The 19735-nt window shown below is 66.0% G+C and carries 18 protein-coding genes, 2 tRNA genes and 2 pseudogenes; 9 read left to right on the plus strand and 13 right to left on the minus strand.

Going from position 1 to position 19735, the window contains the following annotated elements; all coding sequences use genetic code 11:
• Positions 1–48: 48 nt before the first annotated feature.
• Positions 49–1449, minus strand: a pseudogene (gene nuoB, locus AB1L88_RS11540) (NADH-quinone oxidoreductase subunit NuoB); the annotation flags it as partial.
• A gap of 301 nt (positions 1450–1750) precedes the next feature.
• Here nuoB and AB1L88_RS11545 point away from each other — a divergent pair.
• From AB1L88_RS11545 to AB1L88_RS11565, 5 genes are all read left to right on the plus strand, one after another.
• Positions 1751–2011, plus strand: a complete 261-nt coding sequence (locus AB1L88_RS11545; protein WP_367096809.1) for a hypothetical protein — start codon at positions 1751–1753, stop codon at positions 2009–2011.
• Between the two features lie 187 nt (positions 2012–2198).
• A complete protein-coding gene (locus tag AB1L88_RS11550; RefSeq protein WP_367096810.1) occupies positions 2199–2582 on the plus strand; it encodes a response regulator in 384 nt (127 codons plus the stop codon).
• Positions 2583–2736: 154 nt separating this feature from the next.
• Positions 2737–3246: a hypothetical protein gene (locus tag AB1L88_RS11555; RefSeq protein ID WP_367096811.1), complete on the plus strand. Its 510-nt coding sequence runs from the start codon at positions 2737–2739 to the stop codon at positions 3244–3246.
• Between the two features lie 660 nt (positions 3247–3906).
• Positions 3907–5868, plus strand: a complete 1962-nt coding sequence (locus AB1L88_RS11560) for a 2-oxoacid:acceptor oxidoreductase subunit alpha (protein ID WP_367096812.1) — start codon at positions 3907–3909, stop codon at positions 5866–5868.
• 78 nt (positions 5869–5946) lie between these two features.
• Positions 5947–7002 carry a 2-oxoacid:ferredoxin oxidoreductase subunit beta gene (locus AB1L88_RS11565; RefSeq protein ID WP_367096813.1) on the plus strand — a complete coding sequence of 352 codons (1056 nt, stop codon included), beginning with the start codon at positions 5947–5949 and terminating at the stop codon, positions 7000–7002.
• A gap of 204 nt (positions 7003–7206) precedes the next feature.
• Here the strand turns inward: AB1L88_RS11565 and AB1L88_RS11570 are convergent, their stop codons facing one another.
• The 4 genes from AB1L88_RS11570 to AB1L88_RS11585 form a co-directional block, all read right to left on the minus strand.
• The gene (locus AB1L88_RS11570) at positions 7207–7374 is read right to left on the minus strand and encodes a hypothetical protein (protein ID WP_367096814.1); all 168 of its coding nucleotides are present in this window, start codon (positions 7372–7374) and stop codon (positions 7207–7209) included.
• 274 nt (positions 7375–7648) lie between these two features.
• Entirely contained in the window at positions 7649–8023 is a 375-nt protein-coding gene (locus AB1L88_RS11575; protein ID WP_367096815.1) for a hypothetical protein, read from the minus strand.
• A gap of 203 nt (positions 8024–8226) precedes the next feature.
• The gene (locus AB1L88_RS11580) at positions 8227–8448 is read right to left on the minus strand and encodes a hypothetical protein (protein ID WP_367096816.1); all 222 of its coding nucleotides are present in this window, start codon (positions 8446–8448) and stop codon (positions 8227–8229) included.
• Positions 8449–8840: 392 nt separating this feature from the next.
• Positions 8841–9683, minus strand: coding sequence for an MOSC N-terminal beta barrel domain-containing protein (locus tag AB1L88_RS11585; RefSeq protein WP_367096817.1), 843 nt, complete (start codon positions 9681–9683; stop codon positions 8841–8843).
• A 1017-nt stretch (positions 9684–10700) separates the two neighbouring features.
• On the opposite strand from AB1L88_RS11585, the gene AB1L88_RS11590 reads away from it, so the two are divergent.
• A complete protein-coding gene (locus tag AB1L88_RS11590) occupies positions 10701–10958 on the plus strand; it encodes a hypothetical protein (protein ID WP_367096818.1) in 258 nt (85 codons plus the stop codon).
• Between the two features lie 204 nt (positions 10959–11162).
• Here the strand turns inward: AB1L88_RS11590 and AB1L88_RS11595 are convergent.
• Positions 11163–11236, minus strand: a tRNA-Ile gene (locus AB1L88_RS11595).
• Between the two features lie 483 nt (positions 11237–11719).
• Between AB1L88_RS11595 and AB1L88_RS11600 the strand changes: the two genes are divergently transcribed.
• Positions 11720–11792 (plus strand) — tRNA-Phe (locus AB1L88_RS11600).
• A gap of 271 nt (positions 11793–12063) precedes the next feature.
• Here the strand turns inward: AB1L88_RS11600 and AB1L88_RS11605 are convergent.
• From AB1L88_RS11605 to AB1L88_RS11630, 6 genes and pseudogenes are all read right to left on the minus strand, one after another.
• Positions 12064–13206: pseudogene (locus tag AB1L88_RS11605) on the minus strand (tyrosine-type recombinase/integrase); the annotation flags it as partial.
• A 6-nt stretch (positions 13207–13212) separates the two neighbouring features.
• Complete coding sequence (locus AB1L88_RS11610) at positions 13213–13431, minus strand: helix-turn-helix transcriptional regulator (protein WP_367096819.1); 219 nt, start codon at positions 13429–13431, stop codon at positions 13213–13215.
• Positions 13432–13485: 54 nt separating this feature from the next.
• A complete protein-coding gene (locus AB1L88_RS11615; RefSeq protein WP_367096820.1) occupies positions 13486–14673 on the minus strand; it encodes a CHC2 zinc finger domain-containing protein in 1188 nt (395 codons plus the stop codon).
• 207 nt (positions 14674–14880) lie between these two features.
• Positions 14881–16110, minus strand: coding sequence for an AAA family ATPase (locus tag AB1L88_RS11620; RefSeq protein WP_367096821.1), 1230 nt, complete (start codon positions 16108–16110; stop codon positions 14881–14883).
• On the minus strand, positions 16107–16325 hold the full coding sequence (locus AB1L88_RS11625; RefSeq protein ID WP_367096822.1) for a helix-turn-helix domain-containing protein: 219 nt from the start codon (positions 16323–16325) through the stop codon (positions 16107–16109). The genes AB1L88_RS11620 and AB1L88_RS11625 overlap by 4 nt, the downstream gene beginning before the upstream one ends.
• Positions 16326–16728: 403 nt before the next feature.
• Positions 16729–17784 (minus strand): hypothetical protein, encoded by a 1056-nt coding sequence (locus AB1L88_RS11630; RefSeq protein WP_367096823.1) that lies wholly within the window; start codon positions 17782–17784, stop codon positions 16729–16731.
• Between the two features lie 399 nt (positions 17785–18183).
• Between AB1L88_RS11630 and AB1L88_RS11635 the strand changes: the two genes are divergently transcribed.
• On the plus strand, positions 18184–18645 hold the full coding sequence (locus AB1L88_RS11635) for a hypothetical protein (protein WP_367096824.1): 462 nt from the start codon (positions 18184–18186) through the stop codon (positions 18643–18645).
• On the plus strand, positions 18629–18928 hold the full coding sequence (locus AB1L88_RS11640) for a hypothetical protein (RefSeq protein ID WP_367096825.1): 300 nt from the start codon (positions 18629–18631) through the stop codon (positions 18926–18928). The genes AB1L88_RS11635 and AB1L88_RS11640 overlap by 17 nt, the downstream gene beginning before the upstream one ends.
• Before the next feature lie 77 nt (positions 18929–19005).
• Here AB1L88_RS11640 and AB1L88_RS11645 read toward each other — a convergent pair whose 3' ends face one another.
• Positions 19006–19290: a hypothetical protein gene (locus AB1L88_RS11645; protein ID WP_367096826.1), complete on the minus strand. Its 285-nt coding sequence runs from the start codon at positions 19288–19290 to the stop codon at positions 19006–19008.
• Positions 19291–19735 lie beyond the last annotated feature (445 nt).

Consider the following 19735-nt stretch of genomic DNA (forward strand, 5'->3'; position numbering starts at 1 on the left):
GAAGACCTTGACCGGGTGCTCGTAGTACGGTTCCAGGTAGTCTTTGCGGAGCGGGTAGTAGGCGAAGCCTTCCCACATGAGGATGCGCGTCAGGTTCGGGTGCCCGGCGAAGCGGACACCCATCATGTCGTAGACCTCGCGCTCCTGGAAATCGGCCCCGTGCCAGACGGAAGCGACCGAGGGCACCTCCCCTGCCCCCTCGGGCTCGGCGGTCCGTACTCGTAACGCGATCAACGAGCCGGGGATTGCGGTGCTGTCGAGCTGGTAGACGACCTCGATGCAGTCGTCGTAATGGACGCTCTGGAGGCTGGCGAGGTAGTCATACCGGATCGGGTTGCGGTCGCGGAGGAACCCGGCCACGTCGAGCAATTTCTCGGCCGGAATCAAAAGGGCGGCGCGGATGATCGTGGCGGTCCCGTCGCCGAAAGAGGCGTTGAGGCGGTCGGCCAGCTCCTTCAACCCCGAGTCGCCGAGCCAGACGAGGCTCGGGCGGGCCTCGGCCACCTTGACCTTCTTCGCGGGCTTGCCGGCGGCTTTCTTCGAGGGCGGAGCAGCGGCGGCGGCGGCCTCGGCCCCTTCGGGAATCGCCTCGCCGCGGGCCTTGGCGCGGATCAACTCGATCTTGCTCATCGGCCGAGGGGCGGCGGAGGCGTCCGGCTTCGCGGGGATTTCGTCGGGATCTGCCGGCGGCTCGGGGGCTTCGGGCTGGGGCGCCGGGATTTTCAGCGGGCGTTCGAGGGTGGCTTCCCGGGCCTCGATCAGGCCGGCGGCGGTCCGTTCGGCGGTCAGTTCGAGGGTGCGGACGTCGATCAGGTCGGGGCCGAGGACCGGAACGGGGATGTCGCGCTCGACCTCGGGGTCGTACCAGGGGGTGTTCCCCTTCCGGCCGATCGCCGGGATGTCGAGCCGTTCGCCGTCGATCTTCTTCTGGAGCGTGATCAGGCCATGCAGCAGGGCCTGCGGGGTCGGCGGGCAGCCGGGGATGTAGACGTCGACGGGGAGATACTTGTCGATCCCCGAGACGACGTTGTACCCCTCCTTGAACGGCCCGCCGCCGGAGGCGCAGGCCCCCATGCTGATGACGTACTTCGGCTCGGGCATCTGGTCGTAGAGCCGGGCGATGACCGGCATCATCGTCTTGGTGACGGTGCCGGAGACGATCATCACGTCGGCCTGGCGGGGGCTGCCGCGGAAGACCTCGGCGCCGAACCGGGCGATGTCGAACCGGCTGCTGGCGGTGCAGATCATCTCGATGGCGCAGCAGGCCAGGCCGAAGCCGAGGGGCCAGAGGGCCGAGCGGCGTCCCCAGTTGTAGACCGTGTCGACCACCCCGAGCAGCTTGTCCCAGCTCGTGACCAGGACGTGACGTTCCAGCTCTTGCTGCAAGACCGGGTCGATCGGGATCGACCATTCGAGGCGATCGGGGGTCGGGCGTGGTGCGGTCGGCATGGGTCAGTTGCCCTGACTTCGGCGAGGGACGGGGGCGTCGATGCCCGGGGCCGCGTCGGGCGGCGGATCGGACGGAAACGGCACGGTCGCAAGTCACGATTCAGACGCGATTCCTGGCGTCTCGGTTCGGATCGGATTCCGTTCGAACCGTCCGATTCGGCCCGCGTCCGGGCCGGGGGGCGGCATGGCCCGGACACCCCGAACGATCGGGCCGATCGTGAGCGACGAATTGTAGTCTGATGGCCGATTCCGTTCCAGTCGCTCCCTTCCCGCTCGGGCCGGGCCGGCCCATAATACGGGCATGCAACGCCTGCCAATTCAATTGAGCGTGGCCGCCCTGCTGGTCGTGGTGGCGGGCGTCGCGCTCAATCTCTGGATCTTCCGATTCGGCGCGCTGGCCGGCTTGCTCGGCCTGAGCGTGACGAAGCACCTGGTGATCGCCTGGCTCTGCCAGGTGCTCGGGGTCGATCGCCGGCCGCGATCGGACCCGGAACGGGTCGGCGAGCCTCATGCGGGCCGTCCCGGCCTGACCGAGTGTCGGGCGGCTCCCCCCTCGCGGTGACGCGGATTCGCCGATCCGGGCACGGGCCTCGTCCGGAGAAATCCCGGCGATTCTCCCCGGGAGTCGCGGTCCTGATCATTTGAATGACCGTCCGACTCATTTGTTTTTGGGATTCCCGAGTGGGCGCGGATCACTCCGGTCGCTAGAGTACGGCCTGGGGCAAGGATGCTCCGAGGAGGGATCGCCGATGCCGACGGATCGCGACGGCACGCTGCTGCTCGTCGAAGACGAGGACTTATTGCGTACCCTCGTCTCACAGTTCTTGCAAAGCTCGGGCTTTTCGGTGGTCGAGGCCGCCGACGGCCCCGAGGCCCTGCGGCGGATCGACGAGGACGGCCCCTTCGATCTGGCCCTGGTCGACCTGAACCTGCCCCGGCTCTCGGGGGTCGATGTCTGCCGGAGCCTCCGGGGCCGGTGGCCGCAACATCCGGTGATCATCTGCAGCGCCGCCGTGCTCGACGAACACGAAGTCGCCTTGCGACGCCTGGGAATCGATCACTACCTGACCAAGCCGTATCACCCCGAAGTGCTCCTGGAGCACGTCAGTCGGTGGCTGGGCCGCGCCGCCTGAGCCGTCGGCCGCGGCGCCTAGGCAATCGCGCTCTCGCTTGGTTAGAATGCCCGCTGGAACGTGTTGGCCAACGGTCTTCCGGACGCCCGATCCGGGCCGCTCGCCTTCTGATCGCCGACTGCATTGGCCATCGCCCCGACGAAGGATCATGCCCATGGCCGGCAAGCCGAAAAATCGTTTGGAGTTGCGTCGTCAGTACGAGGCTGCCGAGGACCTCGACCCCGTCGAGGACGACGCCGCCCTCGTCGATGATACCGATGACGACGAGGAGGTCGAGCGGAAGCCGAAGAAGAAGAAGGCTCCCGCCAAGAGCAAGGCCAAGTCGGCCAAGGCCGTCAAGCCGACCGCCCGCATGCGCGTCGTCTGGAACGTCGTGAGCGACGCCTTCAAGACCGTCGCCACCTTCGACTTCTCTCAGCGGGCCGAGGCCGAAGCCAAGGCCGAGGAGCTGAACGCCAAGGGCAAGGGGACCTACTTCGTCCAGAAGGCGAAGGAACCGATGCCCGACGACGCCCCCGGCCTCGGTGCGTCGATCACCCGCACCACCCCCCCTCCTCCCAAGGCCGTCCCCGACGCCGAGCTCGAGGTCGACTCCGAGCCCGAGGACGAGGAGGATGAGATCGACGACGACGAGGACATCGACGACGACGAGGACGACGAGTAAAGGCGTCGGTCGGCCCCCGGCCGATCCATCGCCCATCGCCAGGACCGGCCGCCTCGCGTCGTGACATTGAGACGCGAGGCGGCCGGTCCTGTTCGCTGCGCGTGTCCCGCCCCCCCCAGCCTTCTCCCGATCGCCGATAACGTGCATTCCCATGAAACATTCAGAAACCGGAGTGATCTGGGATTTGAGCGATGAGGCGTCGGATGTTCATGGGACGCACCTTCGGGATCGCAAGTCTTCATCGCCGGGGGCCGTCGCGGTGAGGCCAGGCGGCCGGTCGTCCGCGACGCGGTGAGCCGAGACCTCCGCGAGCCCTTGATCGTTTGCGGAATCCCCAAGACCCCGATCGCGCCACTCCTGAACTCATCCAGCCAGGGTTTCCAGGACGTTCCGGAGAACCATTCGCCACCCAAGCTATTGAAGGCGAAGCCTCACGGGGGATTGCCCCGGATTTCCGCGTCGGGGATTGCGGAATGATCGGAGATCTGCTGCACTGAGGGGTGGGGTTAGGGGTATGAGCGGCCCGGGGAACGAGTCCCCTCGTCCCGGGCGTGTCCGCGAGGGCATTTGACAACAACTGGTGGTGCCCCGGTCGCGGGCGTGGGGCCGTCGTGCCCGATTCGATGACGCTCAGTCGGACCTTGTCCTGCGAGGTACGAGATGACGACCTCGGTTCAATCGCTGCCCGAGAGGGGTGGCGTTGCGGATGCGCGCGGTTCGGTCAACGACCTGGCGATCCGGGTCGGGACGGTCAACGGCTCGGGGAGCCAGTCGGCGAACCTCGTGCTGGTGCGGGCCCTGTTCGCGATGGGCATCCCCTGCGCCGCGAAGAACGTGTTCCCCTCGAACATCGAGGGGTTGCCGACCTGGTTCCACATCCGGGCCTGCGACAAGGAATATATCGGCAACCACCCGGATCCTCAGGTGCTCGTCTGCATGAACGAGCAGACGGCCGCCGACGACGTGCGCCAGCTCTGTGCCGGGGGCGTGTGCATTCATCGCGATGATTTCAAGGAAAGTATTGACGGGGGCCGCGACGACGTCCGGTTCGTCCCGGTGCCGTTCGCGAGGCTCGTGGGCGAGGCGTACCCGCCGGACAAGTCGGACCCGGGATACCGCGAGAAGCTCCGCAAGGTCATCAACATGGTCTACGTCGGCGTGGTCGCCGGCGGGACCGGGATCGAGATGGATGCCGTCCGGACGGCGATCCGACAGCAGTTCCCCGGTCGCAAGGCGAAGGCCGCCGAGACGAACATCGCCGCGGCCGAGGCCGGCTACGCGTGGGCCGTGGAGAACCTGCCGGAAGGCCTGCCGTACCGGGTCGAGCGGATGGACGGCACCGCCGGCAAGATCCTCGTCGAGGGGAACCAGGCCGCCGCGCTGGGCGCGGTCTTCGGCGGGGCGACCGTCCTGAGCTGGTACCCGATCACCCCCTCCAGCAGCCTGGCCGAGTATGCCGAGGCGTACCTCAGGAAGTACCGGACCAACCCCGACGGCACCCGAAACTTCACCGTCGTGCAGGCCGAGGACGAGCTGGCGGCCATTGGCATGGGCGTCGGCGCCGGCTGGGCCGGGGCACGGTCGATCACCGCGACCAGCGGGCCGGGCATCTCGCTGATGGCCGAGTTCGTCGGCCTGGCGTACTTCGCCGAGATCCCGGTGGTCATCGTCGATGTCCAGCGCATGGGGCCGTCCACCGGCCTGCCGACCCGCACCAGCCAGGGCGACATCCTCACGATGCACACGCTCGGCCACGGCGACGGCCGGCACATCGTGCTGATCCCCGCCTCGCCGGCCGAGTGCTTCTCGATGACGGCCGAGGCGCTCGACCTGGCCGCCGAGTTCCAGACGCCGGTGTTCGTCGCCACCGACCTCGACCTCGGCATGAACCTCTGGATGAGCGACCCGTTCGAATACCCCGAGACGCCCATCCGGCGCGGCAAGGTCCTCGACGCCGATGCGTTGGAGGCCCACATCCAGCAGTTCGGCGGCTTCGGCCGCTACCGCGACGTCGACGGCGACGGGGTCTGCTACCGCACCCTGCCCGGCACCGAGCATCCCCTGGCGGCGTACTTCACCCGAGGGACCGGCCACAACGAGAAATCCGGCTACAGCGAGCGGCCCGAGGACTGGCAGGCGAACCTCGATCGGCTCACCCGCAAGCTGGAAACCGCCCGCGAGTCGCTGCCGAGGCCGGTGATCGAGGCCGACCCCGACGCCCGAGTGGGCCTGATCGCCTACGGTTCGAGCCACTGGGCGGCGGTCGAGGCCCGCGACCTGTTACGCGAGCAGGGCATCCCCACCGGCTACTGCCGCTTGCGAGCCCTGCCGGTCGACGCCACCCTCGGCCCCACGTTCGTCGAGAAGTACGACCGCGTCTACGTCGTCGACCAGAACCGCGACGGCCAGGTCTACAGCCTGCTGCGGATGGCGATGGTCGGCGGCCTCGACGCCCGCCTGATCTCCGTGACCCATTACAACGGCACGCCCATCGCCGCGGCCGACATCGCCGGGCCGATCGCCGACTGGGAGCGCTCGTTCCACCACGACGGATCGCTCACCACGCCCTCGAAGGCCCCCAGCGAGCCCCGCGCCGCCGGTCCGGTCGTCTCGACGGAGTAGCGGACGACCTCCCCCTGTCCTCGGTCTCCTGTCCTCTTGGAATCTGTCAACGGCCATCTTCCGGGGGTTTCAAGGATCATGTCGAACGCCGAAGCGACCATCGCGGTCCGATCCAACGGCCACGCCCTGAGCCTGCCCGTCGTGGCCTTCCAGGGCTCGCCGTCGACCCTGTGCAAGGGCTGCGGCCACAACAGCATCACCAGCCGGCTGATCGACGCGGCGAAGGCCGTCGGGCTGAACCCGTACACCACGGCCAAGCTCAGCGGCATCGGGTGTTCGAGCAAGACGCCGGCCTACTTCCTCAACTACAGCCACGGGTTCAACGCCCTGCACGGCCGCATGCCCAGCGTGGCCACCGGCGCCTTGCTGGCCAACCATCGCTTGACCATGATCGGCATCAGCGGCGACGGCGACACGGCCAACATCGGCCTCGGCCAGTTCAAGCACGCCTGCCGCCGGAACCTGCCGATGCTCTACATCGTCGAGAACAACGGCTGCTACGGCCTGACCAAGGGCCAGTTCTCCGCCACCGCCGACCTCCGCGCCAGGCTCCGCCGCGCCAGTGGCGAGGAGAACCCGGCCGCCCCCTTCGACCTCTGCCTGGAGGCCATCGTCGGCGGCGCGACGTTCGTCGCCCGCTCCTTCGCCGGCGACAAGAAGCAGCTCGACGCGCTCCTGAAGGCGGCCCTGTCGCACAAGGGGCTGGCCTTCCTGGACATCATCAGCCCTTGCGTGACCTTCAACGACTTCCCCGAGTCCACCAAGAGCTGGGCCTGGGGACGCGAACACAACGAGCCGATCCAGGAGATCGGCTTCGTCCCCCGGCTCCCCGAGATCGAGATCGAGCAGCAGGCCGGCCAGGCCACGCAGGTCCGGCTCCACGACGGCTCGACCATCACGCTGCGGGCCCTCCGGGAGGACCACCACGACGTCCGCAGCCGGGCCTCGGCGATGGACCTGATCCTCACGAGCCAGGAGCACAACGAGTTCCTCACCGGTCTGCTCTACGTGGCTCCCGAGAAGCCCGATTTCCTCGACACGCTCGGCATGACCGACACGCCGCTGGCCCACCTCCCCGACGAGGCCCTCCGACCCGGACCGGAGGCCCTGGCCGACGCGATGGAGGCCTTCTGATCGTCCGGTCGCGGCGATCGTCGGACCATTGGATCGGGCGTGACTCGACCCTTCGCCAGCCGTGCGAATCGGCAGGGCCGGGGCCGGGTTACCCCGATCGGATCAGGTGGCAGGCGGGCTGGATTGGGTTTCTGAAGGCCCCGATCGCCAACAGGCGACGAGGCAGGCGACGCAGAAGGCCGCGGGCAAATCGAAGCCGATCGTCTACGAGCCGGTCGCCTGGCGGACGAGGCCGAGCAGCAAGGGTGGGGAGAATCCGCCGAGCCCCCCGGCGGCGCCGACCAGCCCGGTGACGCTGCCGATGGCCTTCGGGTACTGCTCGGGCACGAGCGTGATGACCGCCCCGTTGCCCAGGCCGATGGCCGCCGCCATGCCCAAGGGCGCCGATGGTGAAGGTGCTCCTCATCGGGCAGGCCAGGAAGACGGCCATCACCCCCGTGATCGGGAAGACCCAGAGGAGGATGCGTCTCCCGCCGATCCGATCGGCCAGGGCCCCCCGATCGGCCGGACGACGGTCGCCAGGACGATGAACCCGGCGGTCCTGAAGCTGAGTCTCGCGGTGACAGGCCGAAGATCTCCGTCAGCAAGGTCGGCAGGTCGACGGCCATCGCGACGAAGCCGCCGATGGTCAGGAAGGAGTAGAGACTCAGGAGCCAGCCCCTCCGTTGCGTGATCGATCGTCGAACGAGGAATTGAGGGGCCGGTCAGGGCATCGGGCCGGCGGGCGTCGTGAATCCCGGCTCGTCGCCCGCTCGCCCCGGCGGCCGACGTCCTTGTAGACGCCGACGCCCAGTTGCGCCAGCCGCTGGAAGATGTGGAAGAACTTGCCGAACGGGAGCCAGAGCAGCGTGAAGCTCACCGTGATCGCGTACAGGATCGTCAGGAATTCATACGCATACCCCTTCATCCGGGTGTAGCATGCGGTGAGCATCAGGCCCGTCACGCTGATGGCGAACAGCAGGATCAAGGGCAGGAAGTCCTCGCCGAACTGCTGCACGGCCGCGGCCCCGTGCTCTCGCATCCGGCGTCGCATCGCCAGCATCACGCCGCCGATGACCAGGAACGACGCCCAGACCAGGACGTGGAAGACCAGGAACGCGAAGGTCGACTCGACCGGGAACGTGCTCGCCGGGAATCCGAAGACGAACGCCTGATACGTCGAGAAATGACCAGGCGCTGCCTAAGCTCCGCCAGATTGACGCCGATCCACCTCGGTCTCAGGAATCACCGCCACCCCCGACTCCAGTAGAGTGCCGTCGGTGGCCGCTGAAGCCACATCGCGTCGCGGTAGACGATGCCGAACGCGGCGAAGAGCGTGGCAAAGCGATAGCCGACCAGGACCGCGTCGAAGTGCGCCAGGTTCCTCGACCCCGCGACGATCAGAACGGCAAGCGAGGGCGTCGCGAGCGGCCCCCAGGCTGCCGCCTTGATCTTCTCAACGGGCATGCAGCCACCTCCCCATTTGCCTGCCTTGGCCATCGGTCAGCCCCGGACATCGAGGAATGCTCAACGATCTGAATGCAGCCCCGGAGACCCTCGACCCCCTCGGCACATCAAGGGCCGAGGGCTGCCCCGGAAGGGCCTGTGGCATGTCTTCAACCATTGAAAAAGCCCCGGCGTGCGGCAGGCCGCGCCTCGGGGCCTACCTGGCCGGGTCCCTCCGCCCGTCGCGGGCGGGAGGATTCGCCCCATAATCGGATATTGGAGTCCTAAATTCGAGTTTTCTGCGAAACGTGATTGAACCATCTCGACCGTCGCTCAGGTGGGAGTGATTCGCATTCGAGTCCGCTGGCGTCCTCTGCTCCCTGGGGCAGCCCTTCTCCGGCCCGCCCCGACACTCACCCGGCCTCATGTCCGTCCGGGGATGCGGAGCATCGATCCCCGCGACAGACCTCGCCCCCGTCGACAACCGCGGCGTAGACGCCCACGTGGCCGCCGTGATGACGCACCGCGGCCCGGAGGATGCCCGGGTCCTTGGGCAAGTCCGATTGCGGGAGCGTCGTCATCACGCAGCGCGGGCACGGTCCGGTGACCTCCAGGCGTACCGTGCCGCCGAGATTCAGGAGCCGGCCGATCCAGCCGTCCTCGACAAACCCCGCCTCCCCCCCCGGTGTGGCGACGACGAGATTCGGCCGGAACCGCCGCACCTCGAACCGCCCGGCCGGCTCGACCCGGCGCAATGCGTCGAGCGTCGCCGTGGTCAGCAGGTGAATCGTCGCCAGGTCGAAGAAGGTGCCCGGCGGCATCGCCTCGTCGGTGAACGTGTCGCGATGAGCGAGGCCCTCGATGTCCGGCCAGTATTCCTCCAGGCGGGGCGACTCGGGGGCCGAGGCGATGAGCCGGACCGCTCGGCCGAGCAGTTCGGAAAGGGCCCGGTCGACGTCGTCCCGGTCGCTGCGGAGTTCCCGACCGTCGGGCAGCGTGATCCGCACAGGGGGCGGCGGAGAGCCCGGTGCCGGCTCGTCGAGCAGCGCGGCCCGGCAGTCGAAGAGCCGACGATACTTATGTGGGCTCTTGGCGCTGGCAATTCGACCCTCTTCGACGTCGATCACCGCATAGGCCCGGTCGCCGAGCAGGCCGCGCCTGAGGATCTCGGCGGCGTTGCGTTCCTCTCCCATCATCGACTTGACCGGGTATCGCCAGAGCGCGACGAGTTCGCCCAACAGATCCTGAGTGGCCATCACCATCCCTCCACCCCTCTCGAGATTCGGATCCGGATCAGCCTGGGGAGTCGGCCCGAGGCCCTTCGATGACTCGTGGTCCCCCGCCGCCGGTCACGACCCGGGGGGACACCCGCGCCGCGATGGCCCGCTCGACACCCGCTCGGAAGATGTCTCAGCCCCGTCTGGATCGGGGTTCGATGTCGCGACGGTCTTCCGCGATTCGTCAAGCCTCCCCAGATCCAACGAGCCCATCGCCCCGACCGCGCATTCCCAGCGGCCTTCTGCGCAAAGGCCACGCAAGCCGGCGTCCTCGTACGCCTCGACCGCCGCCTTCAGCAACGCCTCGCGAATTCGCTCGCAGTGTTCGCCCGCCCTCGCGTCCATCGCATTCCCCCACCAGACTCCACCCCTCCGCGCCCGCCACATGCCAGGCGAGCCCGTCTCACGATGACCGAGACTCCCTGCCAGCCCCCGGGGATTCCAGTTCGAGCGTGTGCAGCACCGGAGCGTCCTGACCCGTCCCGACCGCGTTGTGTTCGCCTGCCGCGCGGTCGAGCATCTGCCCGGCACGCAACACCTGCGAACGGCCGAGGGCGCCGAAATCGACCGCCCCGTCCAGACGCTGGACGGGGCCCTCGCCACGTGCCCGATGTTCCGCGATCACCTTGCTCGCCGGGAGCATCGGGCGTAATGACCTCGATTCGATCGGTATGGATCAATGCCGTGGTGATCGACTGAGTCCGGACCTCTCCGAGCGGTCGGGTGTCGATCAGTTCGCCCGACGATGCGTGCGGAATGGCCGCGGCCCATCTCCTCGCCAGGTTCCCTCGTTCTGCCACGCGATTCTTCGGCTCTCGACCGAGCATACCAGCAGTCTCCCCCACGATTCCAGGAATTCATGGGACATTCCGCGAAGGGTTTCTCTTTCCTTGAGAATATGATGTGGACTTATTCTTAAGTGGTTTGTCGCGGCGAGAAATGCGGGTCGGCCGGCGAACTCGAACCGGAGAGATGCTCCCAGTAAAGAAATCATACATGAGCAACAATGGTGACGTCCGGAAGGTGGGCCAGGAACGACACGAACTGGCGACACCGATCCCGAAGTTCGAGGGGACCAGCCAGAAGGCGAGGCGTCCCCCGATCCTGGCGAAGGCGGATGCGGACGCAGGCTCGGGCGGTCCGAATCGGACCGACGATCGCATCGACGAGGCATTCGGGTGCCTCGCCATGACCATCGAGCAGCGACGCAGCGAATCGTGCGGCGTGGGTCCCGTGAGGCGTCGGACGGCGTGAGGCGGCCGCCGCCGCCGGTGGAGAAGTTGCCGAGTGGCGAGCAGGAGGCCCGGATCATTGCCAAGCGTCCGGGGCATTCCAGGCCGGTCATGTCAACCGGACATCGCGGCTTCTGACCCGGAAGGAAGGTATGCAGGATTGTCAGAATGCCTGTCACACAAACCAGGCAAGATCAAATGACTACGCTTGCGTGGTTCAAAATAGTGGGCGCACCAGGATTCGAACCTGGGACCTCACCCTTATCAGGGGTGCGCTCTGACCAACTGAGCTATGCGCCCGGCTCACGACTGTGATGGCACGATTCTACCGACTCTGTGCCGGGTGTCAACCATCCAGCGATCTCGAGTTCCCCGATCGCGCCTCTCACCCTTCGACTGCCTCTTCTCGATCGTCCTCGCCTTGCCCCGCATCGTGCGTCCCAGGCCGCTTGCTCTCGAACGCTTGCTCGTTCGCGCCTCCCTCCGCCCTGGCGCCCGGTGGATGAGTTCTCTCGATCGGCGAACCTTACCGATCGGCTCCCGTGTCTCCCTGCTCGACTCGACCGGCTCGATAACGGTGCTCCCGCTTTTTCCTCGCACCGTCCATTCGCACCGATCGTCACCCCGCCTCTGCGGGCTCCGATCTGTTTGCTCGCGATCTCCAGAATGTTGACCAGATACCGCCGTGGAGACCCGAATGAACGCCAGCATTTCTTCACCGCACCGGACCATTGACAGACCCCCACCGACCTCGTAGGATGATCTCTCCTGACATGGCTTCATGGGCAGATAGCTCAGCTGGTAGAGCACAGGACTGAAAATCCTGGTGTCGCCGGTTCGATCCCGGCTCTGCCCACTCCCGACTCAATGCGACCCGAGGCGTCTAAACCCGTCTCGGGTTTCTCTTTGCGCTGATCAGATGCGGCGGATAAGACATCAGTTGTTCCGCCGGTTTCCGACACGATCCGCCCCATGCCGTCCCCTGCGCGCTGCCCCTGCGCTGCCAGGATGCGGCCGTCGGTGCCCGTTGCGGCCAGCTTCGCGGCCTCCGTTCGGTCGGGTTGGCCAGTCAGGTCGGGCAGCGCTTCCACCGCGCCAGTCAGGTCGTGAATCGACGCCTTTGCGTAGACGCCGATCGTCAGGGCGGGCGTCGAATGTCGGGCGAGAACCTGGCACGTCTTGACCGAGGCCCCGGAGCGTACCACCGCGCTGACGTATGAGACGCGGAGCGAATGGAAGTCGACGACTCCTGAATCGGTTTCGTAATCGAGGCCGGCGGCGGTCAGATCGCGACGGATCATCTCGGCCGTCCGGGTCGCGGGCATGGCCCCGAATACCTGACCCGGTGATTTCTGGGCCAGATAGGGCTTCAACAGGGCGGCCAGGGTTTCCGGGATTGGCTGCTCGGCGAGATGGCCGTTTTTCGTGTAGGCCGCTTCGCAGACGATCACCGGCGGCTCGGAGTCGAGTCGGAAGGACGCCAGGGTCAAGCTCCTGAGTTCTTCCCGCCGGAATCCCGTCGCCAGAGCCACCCGGTAGAGCATGGCGCGGTCTGAGCCGGACATTCCTCGATATGCGGGGGCGTGTTCGGCGGCGTTTACGAGCCGGGTTGCCTCCTCGGGCGTCAGGGAACGGCGTCGATGTCGGCGGTCGGATTCGGGATTGACGGTCGCCAGATGGGCCAGTGCGTGCTCTCGGGTGCGGCCATCCTTCCAGGCCCATCGCGAGAACGCCTTGATCGCCCGGACGTGATGGTTGATCGTCTCTCGGCTCGTCCCGGAATTCCGGAGGGTGGCCAGGGCCGGTTGGATCCGTCCTTCGGTCAAGTCGCTCAGGCGGGCGGCGGCCAGGTGCCCCGCGATGACTCGATCGGCGGCCGCGCGGACTTCGCGAGTTGCACCGGCCGGCGGAGGCGAGATCGACTCCAATCGGGCGCCGCAGACCAATGCCACGAGTCGAGCCACCCGCTTTCGGGACACTTCGGCATGGGCCGAAGTGCTCCCTTTCGCGATCAGGTAGGAGTGCCAGTCATCCAGATGTCCGCCTAACGGTCGCGTCTCATGCTCCCGGTAGGCGTCGGCCTTGGGATCAATCACCCCTCGACGACGAAGCTCCGCCTCGGATTCCAGCTTGCGAGCCATCGCCTCGGTGGCGGCCTTATCAGGGCATCCCTTGACCATCCGTCGGCGCCCGTGCTCATCGGTGTAAGCGATGTACCACGAGGCCCCCTTACGCTGTCGATCCCGAGCTTTCTTGAAAACGCTCGCCATCGCTCGTCACCCCTCCGGTTGTTCATTCGACTCGACAACGATCGACAGTCCCAGCAGCTCCGCCAGACGATCGAGGGTCTCCAGACTCATCCCGCCCTTACCGCTCATGAACCGGCTCATCGCCCCCTGATTGAAGCCAATGGTCTTGCAGATGGCGTAGCGACTCATTCCTGAAACATTCACCGCGTCCCTGATCTGATCGCTCAAACGCTGTCGGTTGTTCATGTTGATCCATCGTAGCGATTGCTTTGCGCAGAGGCAAGCAGTGTCGGGCTTTCATCAATCGAGGGGTGGCTCGTCGGCCAGGAGATTCGGCGGCTCGTCGATGTCGGCCGGGTCGGACCATTCGGCGTCGGCCACCTCGGGGAAGGTGAACGGGGGAGGCCGATCGACGCCGGCCAGGATCTCGCCCCACCATCGGAGGAGGTTGACGCCCTCGGCCTTTGCCTCGGTCCAGTCGTTGTACGGCTCGGGAGGACGGACCCGACGCGCGGACTTGGGCCAGGTCTCGGCCGCCTTGTCGCCGGCATCGTCGGCATCGGTGGCGATGAACCAGGGGGCGGCGGAGAGCATCATCCCGAGGATCGAGGGGGTCGGGCGGGCCGAGGCGCTCCCCAGGGTCACGACGGCGGCCACGTCGCCGAGTTCCTGGCCGAGCAGGAGGGCATCGAATTCGCCTTCGGTGACGATGAGCGGCCGGCCAGGACGGATCGATCCGGGGCCGGGGAAGATGCCGGTGAGTCGGGCCCGATCGCGAAACGTTTCGTGATACTTCGGGCGCCGGCCTTTCGGCTGGCGAATCTTGACGAGGACCGGCCTCGATCCGAGGAACCACGGCACGACGATCCCCCTCGGCTGGCCGGGCAGGTCGAGGGGGGGCGTCACCCCGAGTCGAGCGGCCCGGATCGTTTCGGCAGTCAGGCCGCGCGAGGGCCCCATCAGGTAGGAGAGGGCCGAGGCCCCCTCGGGAGTCCAGAGGCGTTCGGCGGCGGCATCGACGAGGGCTGAGGCCGTTTCGGCGGGAATCCCCGACGGCTCGGGCCTCGGAGCATCCTGCGGCGTTGTTCGACGTCGTTCGGCCGGTTTCGGTTCCTTGCTCGGGCGGATCGGCCGCGCAACGGTCCCCGACGAGGCGAGCTTCCCCCGGACCAGATGGTCCAGAGCATCGGGGAAAGACAAGCCCTGCACCTTCATGACCAGCGTGGCGGCGTCGCCATGCTCCCCGCAACCGTAGCAGCGCCACCAGGGCTTGCCGGGCTCGACGCAGAACGACGGGTTGGAATCTTCGTGGAACGGGCATCTCCACCAGAGACGCCGGCGATTCTCGCCCCGGCGGCCCGGGGCCGGCCCGAGGAGGGAGGTCGTCACGGCGGCCAGGTCGATCTTCTCGCGCTCGGCCTTCCAGTCGATCCGGGGCTTGTCCCGGCCGACGGTGGTCTTCCAGACCTCCGAGACCTTCACTCCCATGGCGCCGACTCCGACGAGGTTCCGACCGGCCACCATCCCGGCCCGAGATCGATCCGCCAGGGACCGACCCGAGGCGACCCCGGCCCCGTGTCGCTTGTCGGAGTTTCAAAGACCCTATAGGGTTCCGACAACTCCGACAACCGGGAGTCGTTTGTCGGAGTATGTCTCGACGCGAACTCTGACAACCTCGACAACTCCGACAGGGGATCAGGATGCGGCATCGTCGCCATGATCGGCGGCCTCCGAGGGCGTGGGGAGCTTCCACCATTTTCGGCCATCCAAGGTGTACTCATCGGCACTGAGGGCGTCTCGGGCTCCATAGAGGGTCCCGGCCGAGAAGTTCTCCGCCTCGGCATCACGCCGCACATCGACGACCATCGAGGGGGTCGTGAGGCGTTCAGCCAGCCATGTCTTGCACGCTTCCAGCTTCTCGGGAGATGGGCCTCGCTTGCGCGATCGGGGCTCGGGGCCGGTGGGAGGGGTGAAGTCGAAGGTGCAGCCCTCGTCCCCGAAGGTCATTCCCAGGGGGGCCGGCTTCACCGTCAGAGACTTGTCGACCCAGACCCGTCGGCGGTCGGGTTGCTTCTCGGGGTCGGGGGTGGTCATCTTCCAGACCACGCGACAGGCGCCGGTGAAGCGCCGGCCGAGGGCCTCCCCGCTGCTGCTCAGGTGAGTCAGCAGGAGGAACGCCCTGCCCGTAGCCTGGGCGATGTCCATGAGCGGCCCGAAGTAGGCGTTGGCATCCTCGGGCTTGCACAGGTTCCGCCCGGTGCTCATGCCGACGGTGTCGACGATGACCAGTCCGGGCTTCTCGCTCACGATCCGGTCGGCCAGCTTCGTTAGTTCGGCCGGGTCGTCCAGGTCGAAGCCGGTCGTCGGGTCGTCGGGCGAGGCGTTGAACAGAAGGGCCTCGTCGGGCAGCTTGTAGGAGGCGGCCAGGTCCATCAACTGCGAATAGTGACGATCGCCCGGGACCCAGAGGGTCCGCGTCCCCTCGGGGAAGGTGTTGGGCTGGCCGTCTGGCCAGGGTTCACCGAACCAGAGGCGCCGGGCCAGGTCGGCGGCCATGACGGTCTTCCCCGTCCCAGGATCGGCCGCCAGGCCATTGAGTGCTCCGGCCAGGAGCCATTGCTCCCAATGCCAGCCGGCGCTGGCGACGAGGCTCCGCACGTCGGCCAACGTGGCGCAGGACCGGGCCGGCTCGGGCTCGGGAGGGGGGCCGAGCGGATCAACGGCAGAGAGCGCGACGGTCAACTCGTCCGCATCGGCCCGCCCGCAGAGGAAACCATTCCAGGCCGCTTGTCGTCCTTGGGGGTCAAGCTCGTCGAGGTGCTCGGCGATGCGAAGGAACGGGTCGGAGAGGGATTCTCGCTCCCCGTTGATTTCGCCGCCGGCCAGCATCCGGCGGATCACCCAGGCGTCGAGAGATCGGATCACTTGATCCCTCCTGAGGCGATCCAATGGCGGATCGTCGTCGGTTGCCAGCGCGGCATCCGGCCGATTCGAAGGTCGGGTTTGGGCAGCTTGCCGGCCGAGAGCATCCGCTCGATCGTGCGGCGGCCACAATTGAGCAAACGGCCCAAGTCGTCGATCGACAGGAGGGGCTCGACAGGCGCGGAGGGCGGTTCCGAGATGATCGAAGGTTTGCTCATCGGGCATCTCCTCGCCCGACAGGTTGGGGATGGAACGTGACGCGGAAGCCGTAAGCGTCCAACGCCCCTTGGGCCTCGACCGCGCGGGGCAAGTCACCCCGTTTCAATGCGTTGACCAACTCGGCAAACCAGACAATCGGCGAGATTCCATCAATCGGCGGCCTGCCGTTGGAGTCTGGGAATTCCCTGCGAATCCTGAGAGTCATTGAGTGATCCTCAAAGGTTCAACGATACCTCCGTAGGATCACACTGGATTGCGCCTGCGCTGCGCAGGAACTCGATGAATTCCGGTCTTTGCTGGGCATAACCGCACAACGGACGCCATATAAAGCGGCAAAATTTTTCGGTCAGATTGCGCCAGGCGTTGCGCACGCGATCGTGTGCGCAACATCGGCGGGGAAGATCAGGCTTGCCATGCTTCGAAGGCGCCGTCGCGATCCTTGCGACCTTTCGGGACGTCGCTGGCGTTGACCGCCCGGAATCTCTCTCGGATCGGCTTGAGGATCCGGGAGACATATCCGGGATCGGCCCCGACCTCCTGGGCGATTTGGGCGTTGGACCAGTCGTTATGTTCGTAGAACACGCCCACGATTCTCGACGACTTGGAGATGTGCCGGGGCCCCTGACGCCCGGCCTCCGGATAATCTCCGTCGAGTCCAAATGTTGCCGTCATGAGCAGGCGTTCGGGCCCGGGCGGCAACATCAACCGATGACCTTGAGCGACAGGAGAGTCACCATCGACCGGCTCGGGGTCGAGCAAACCGATCGCTCGCCTCAATGCCTCCACCTCTGCCGGATCGATCGACCACCGGCTTTTAAACATGTAGGCGTTAACACAAACTTCCCGAGGGGATAGGTCTCCAAATTCCTCGCGAAGTTGCTCCGAGATCCGATTGAGCATCTCCAACTCTTCGTCCAACGCAGGAATGAGCACGAACCCGATATGAAGGGCCGACGACTCTGTCTCCCACTTGGCAATCATCCGGCGTACAGACCGCTCAAACGCTTCGTCGCGTTTATGGGGACTTCCTTCCTCGATTGTCGATACGTCGGTTAAGATCGGCATTCCTTCCACGTCATCCGATTCGTCCCAAAAAGCAATGAGCGAACCGACGAACGTGAAAGGAGAGGGTTCTTCTCGGTCATCGAGCCAGCGATCGCTGAGCCTCCGAAGCAGGTTACGCAGCCAAGCCAAGCCAACCGAAGCCTCTCCTGTTGGGCCGTTTCCGGAGATGGTCGTGCAGCCCTCCTCCGACCAGTTCAGGAGGAATCCCAGGACTGCATGCCAGCTCAGGATACTGCCCATGCCAAACTCGGCCGGGTAGCCGGGCAGGTTTTGAAGAGGCTCGCCGTCGCCAGCCAAATGCTCCTCGATCTCGCTGAGGAGGTTTCTTGCGGCATAAACGACGTCTTTAATGTATTCCGCAGACTGGAAGTACGGGTCCAAGGGCTCGGACATGGCTCCCCCTATCGATCGGGCCGGACCCAAGCCAGCCGGCGTGATAGGGGTTCCGCCGTGCCGGCCGGGTCCGCTCAGTCCGGCCGCTTGCAAGTCGGGCGGACTCACCCGAGACGCAATTATAACAAGGGCCTCGGTCGATCAGGCAGGGTAGTCGGTAGGGGTAAGCCTCTTAATTCCTGATCCGAAGCGATCGGACAGACTCGACCGCCTCGGGGGTGTTCTCCCGACCTCACGCTGGCTTGGGGCCCTTGACGGTCGCTTCCCCGGCGACGCACACTAGAACGCATGTCCACAATGATCGGGCCAGGACCGATTGACGGCCAACGCTCCATCGGTTAAGCGTGGCGGATGGCACGGCAGGGAGGCCGGCCTTTGGACCGCCCCAGGAACGCGACCATGTCCACTGTGGGTCCCAGAGAGATCGAGCAGTATCTCGCCGCATACTCAGAGCAGGCCGAGCGATGGAAGCTCGACCATGACGAGGCGATGGCGTGCGTCGATCTGGAGCAGTTTCTCGTTTTGGGTCTGACCCTGGCCTTCTCGATCGACATGATCGATACGAACTGGCGAACGGCCATGCTCGCCGGCCAGGTCGAATACGATCCCGCCGAGGAAGCCGAAATCCAGGGTCGCTATCGCTCCTGGCTCGCCCCTTCGGCCGACATCCTGAACCGGATCGAGGGGATGGAGGCGAAGGGCTACAAGGTCCGATGGGCCGACGAGTTCCGACGCGCCTATCGGGATGCGGTGTCCCTGTTCGTCCCCGATGCCGAATTCTTCTCCGGCGACGCCCTGGTAGAGCTGCGGGACGCGGCCATCGATGCCCAACGGGCCGGTTCTCATGAGCACGGCGAATAAGAACGTCCGCACCGCCGCCTATCGGGCGATGGAGGGGAAGTTACCCCCTGCCATCCGCAAGTTGGCAGAGATCGTGTTTACGACGTTCCAGCGCAACCCAGACCACCCGGCGCTTCGGCGGCATCAGCTCGACGACATGGCCAAAGGGAGGCATCGCTCCGGGACGTGGTCCGTGTCGATCAACATGAAGTACCGGGCCCTGTACGTCGTCGATGGCGACACGAACGTCTGGTACTGGGTCGGGAGCCACAACGACTTCGAGAACTTCGTTGGGCGGAAGTGACCCCTGATCCGTGCCCAGACGGGTTGCCTTTCGGAGAATCCATGACGCAACACGAAGTCGGCGGGATGCCGAGCGTGTTAGGAACGATCCGGATGGCGCTCGACCAGCGCGTTGATCCGTTTCCACTCTGGCGATGCCTCTCGTGCGGCCCGTGCTTCGTCCCAGATGACCTGAGAGGCCCCGCGCCGGATGTCCTCTTCGGCCTGTTTGGCTTCTTCCGGTTCCAATGCCGGTCGCGGAGAGTCGCTCCAGACCCAGGCCAGGAATTCGGCCTTCTGCGTCTGGTTCAACCGTTCCCACAGGCCGCGAATGAGTTTGTCCGGACGTGCCCTCCACCATTGTTCGGCGAGCGACCGCTCCAAGAGCCCCCGATACCGGATTTCATCGCGCCTCGTCCTCATTGCTCAACCCCCTGTCAAGCTGGGCAATTTCATCCAAAAGGAGAGTCTCTTGTACCCCGTGACTGTTCCCCTGACAGTCCGGAGAAAAACCGTCCGGGAAGGACCCGCGACGGCCTTGGAGGCGGAACAGCGATCGGACGCCGATCGCTACGTTTTCAATACAGGCGATTGACATCCACAAGGATATAGAAATTCATCTCCGAAGGCGATGGAATCCGACCGGGAGGGAAGGTCGGAACGCCTGTTGCATCCATGACCTGTATCGGCTATTTCAGGGGGAGCGCGCTGCGTGGTGTCGGTTGATCTCGGTGTGTCGAAAATGCCGCTCGTCAATCCGGACCCCGGAAGATTGCTCAAGTCGTGGCAAGCCGATCCCGAGTGAAACAAGATGTGGCCGAGATTGTGT

The organism is Tautonia sp. JC769 (assembly GCF_040717455.1).
Lineage (GTDB): Bacteria > Planctomycetota > Planctomycetia > Isosphaerales > Isosphaeraceae > Tautonia.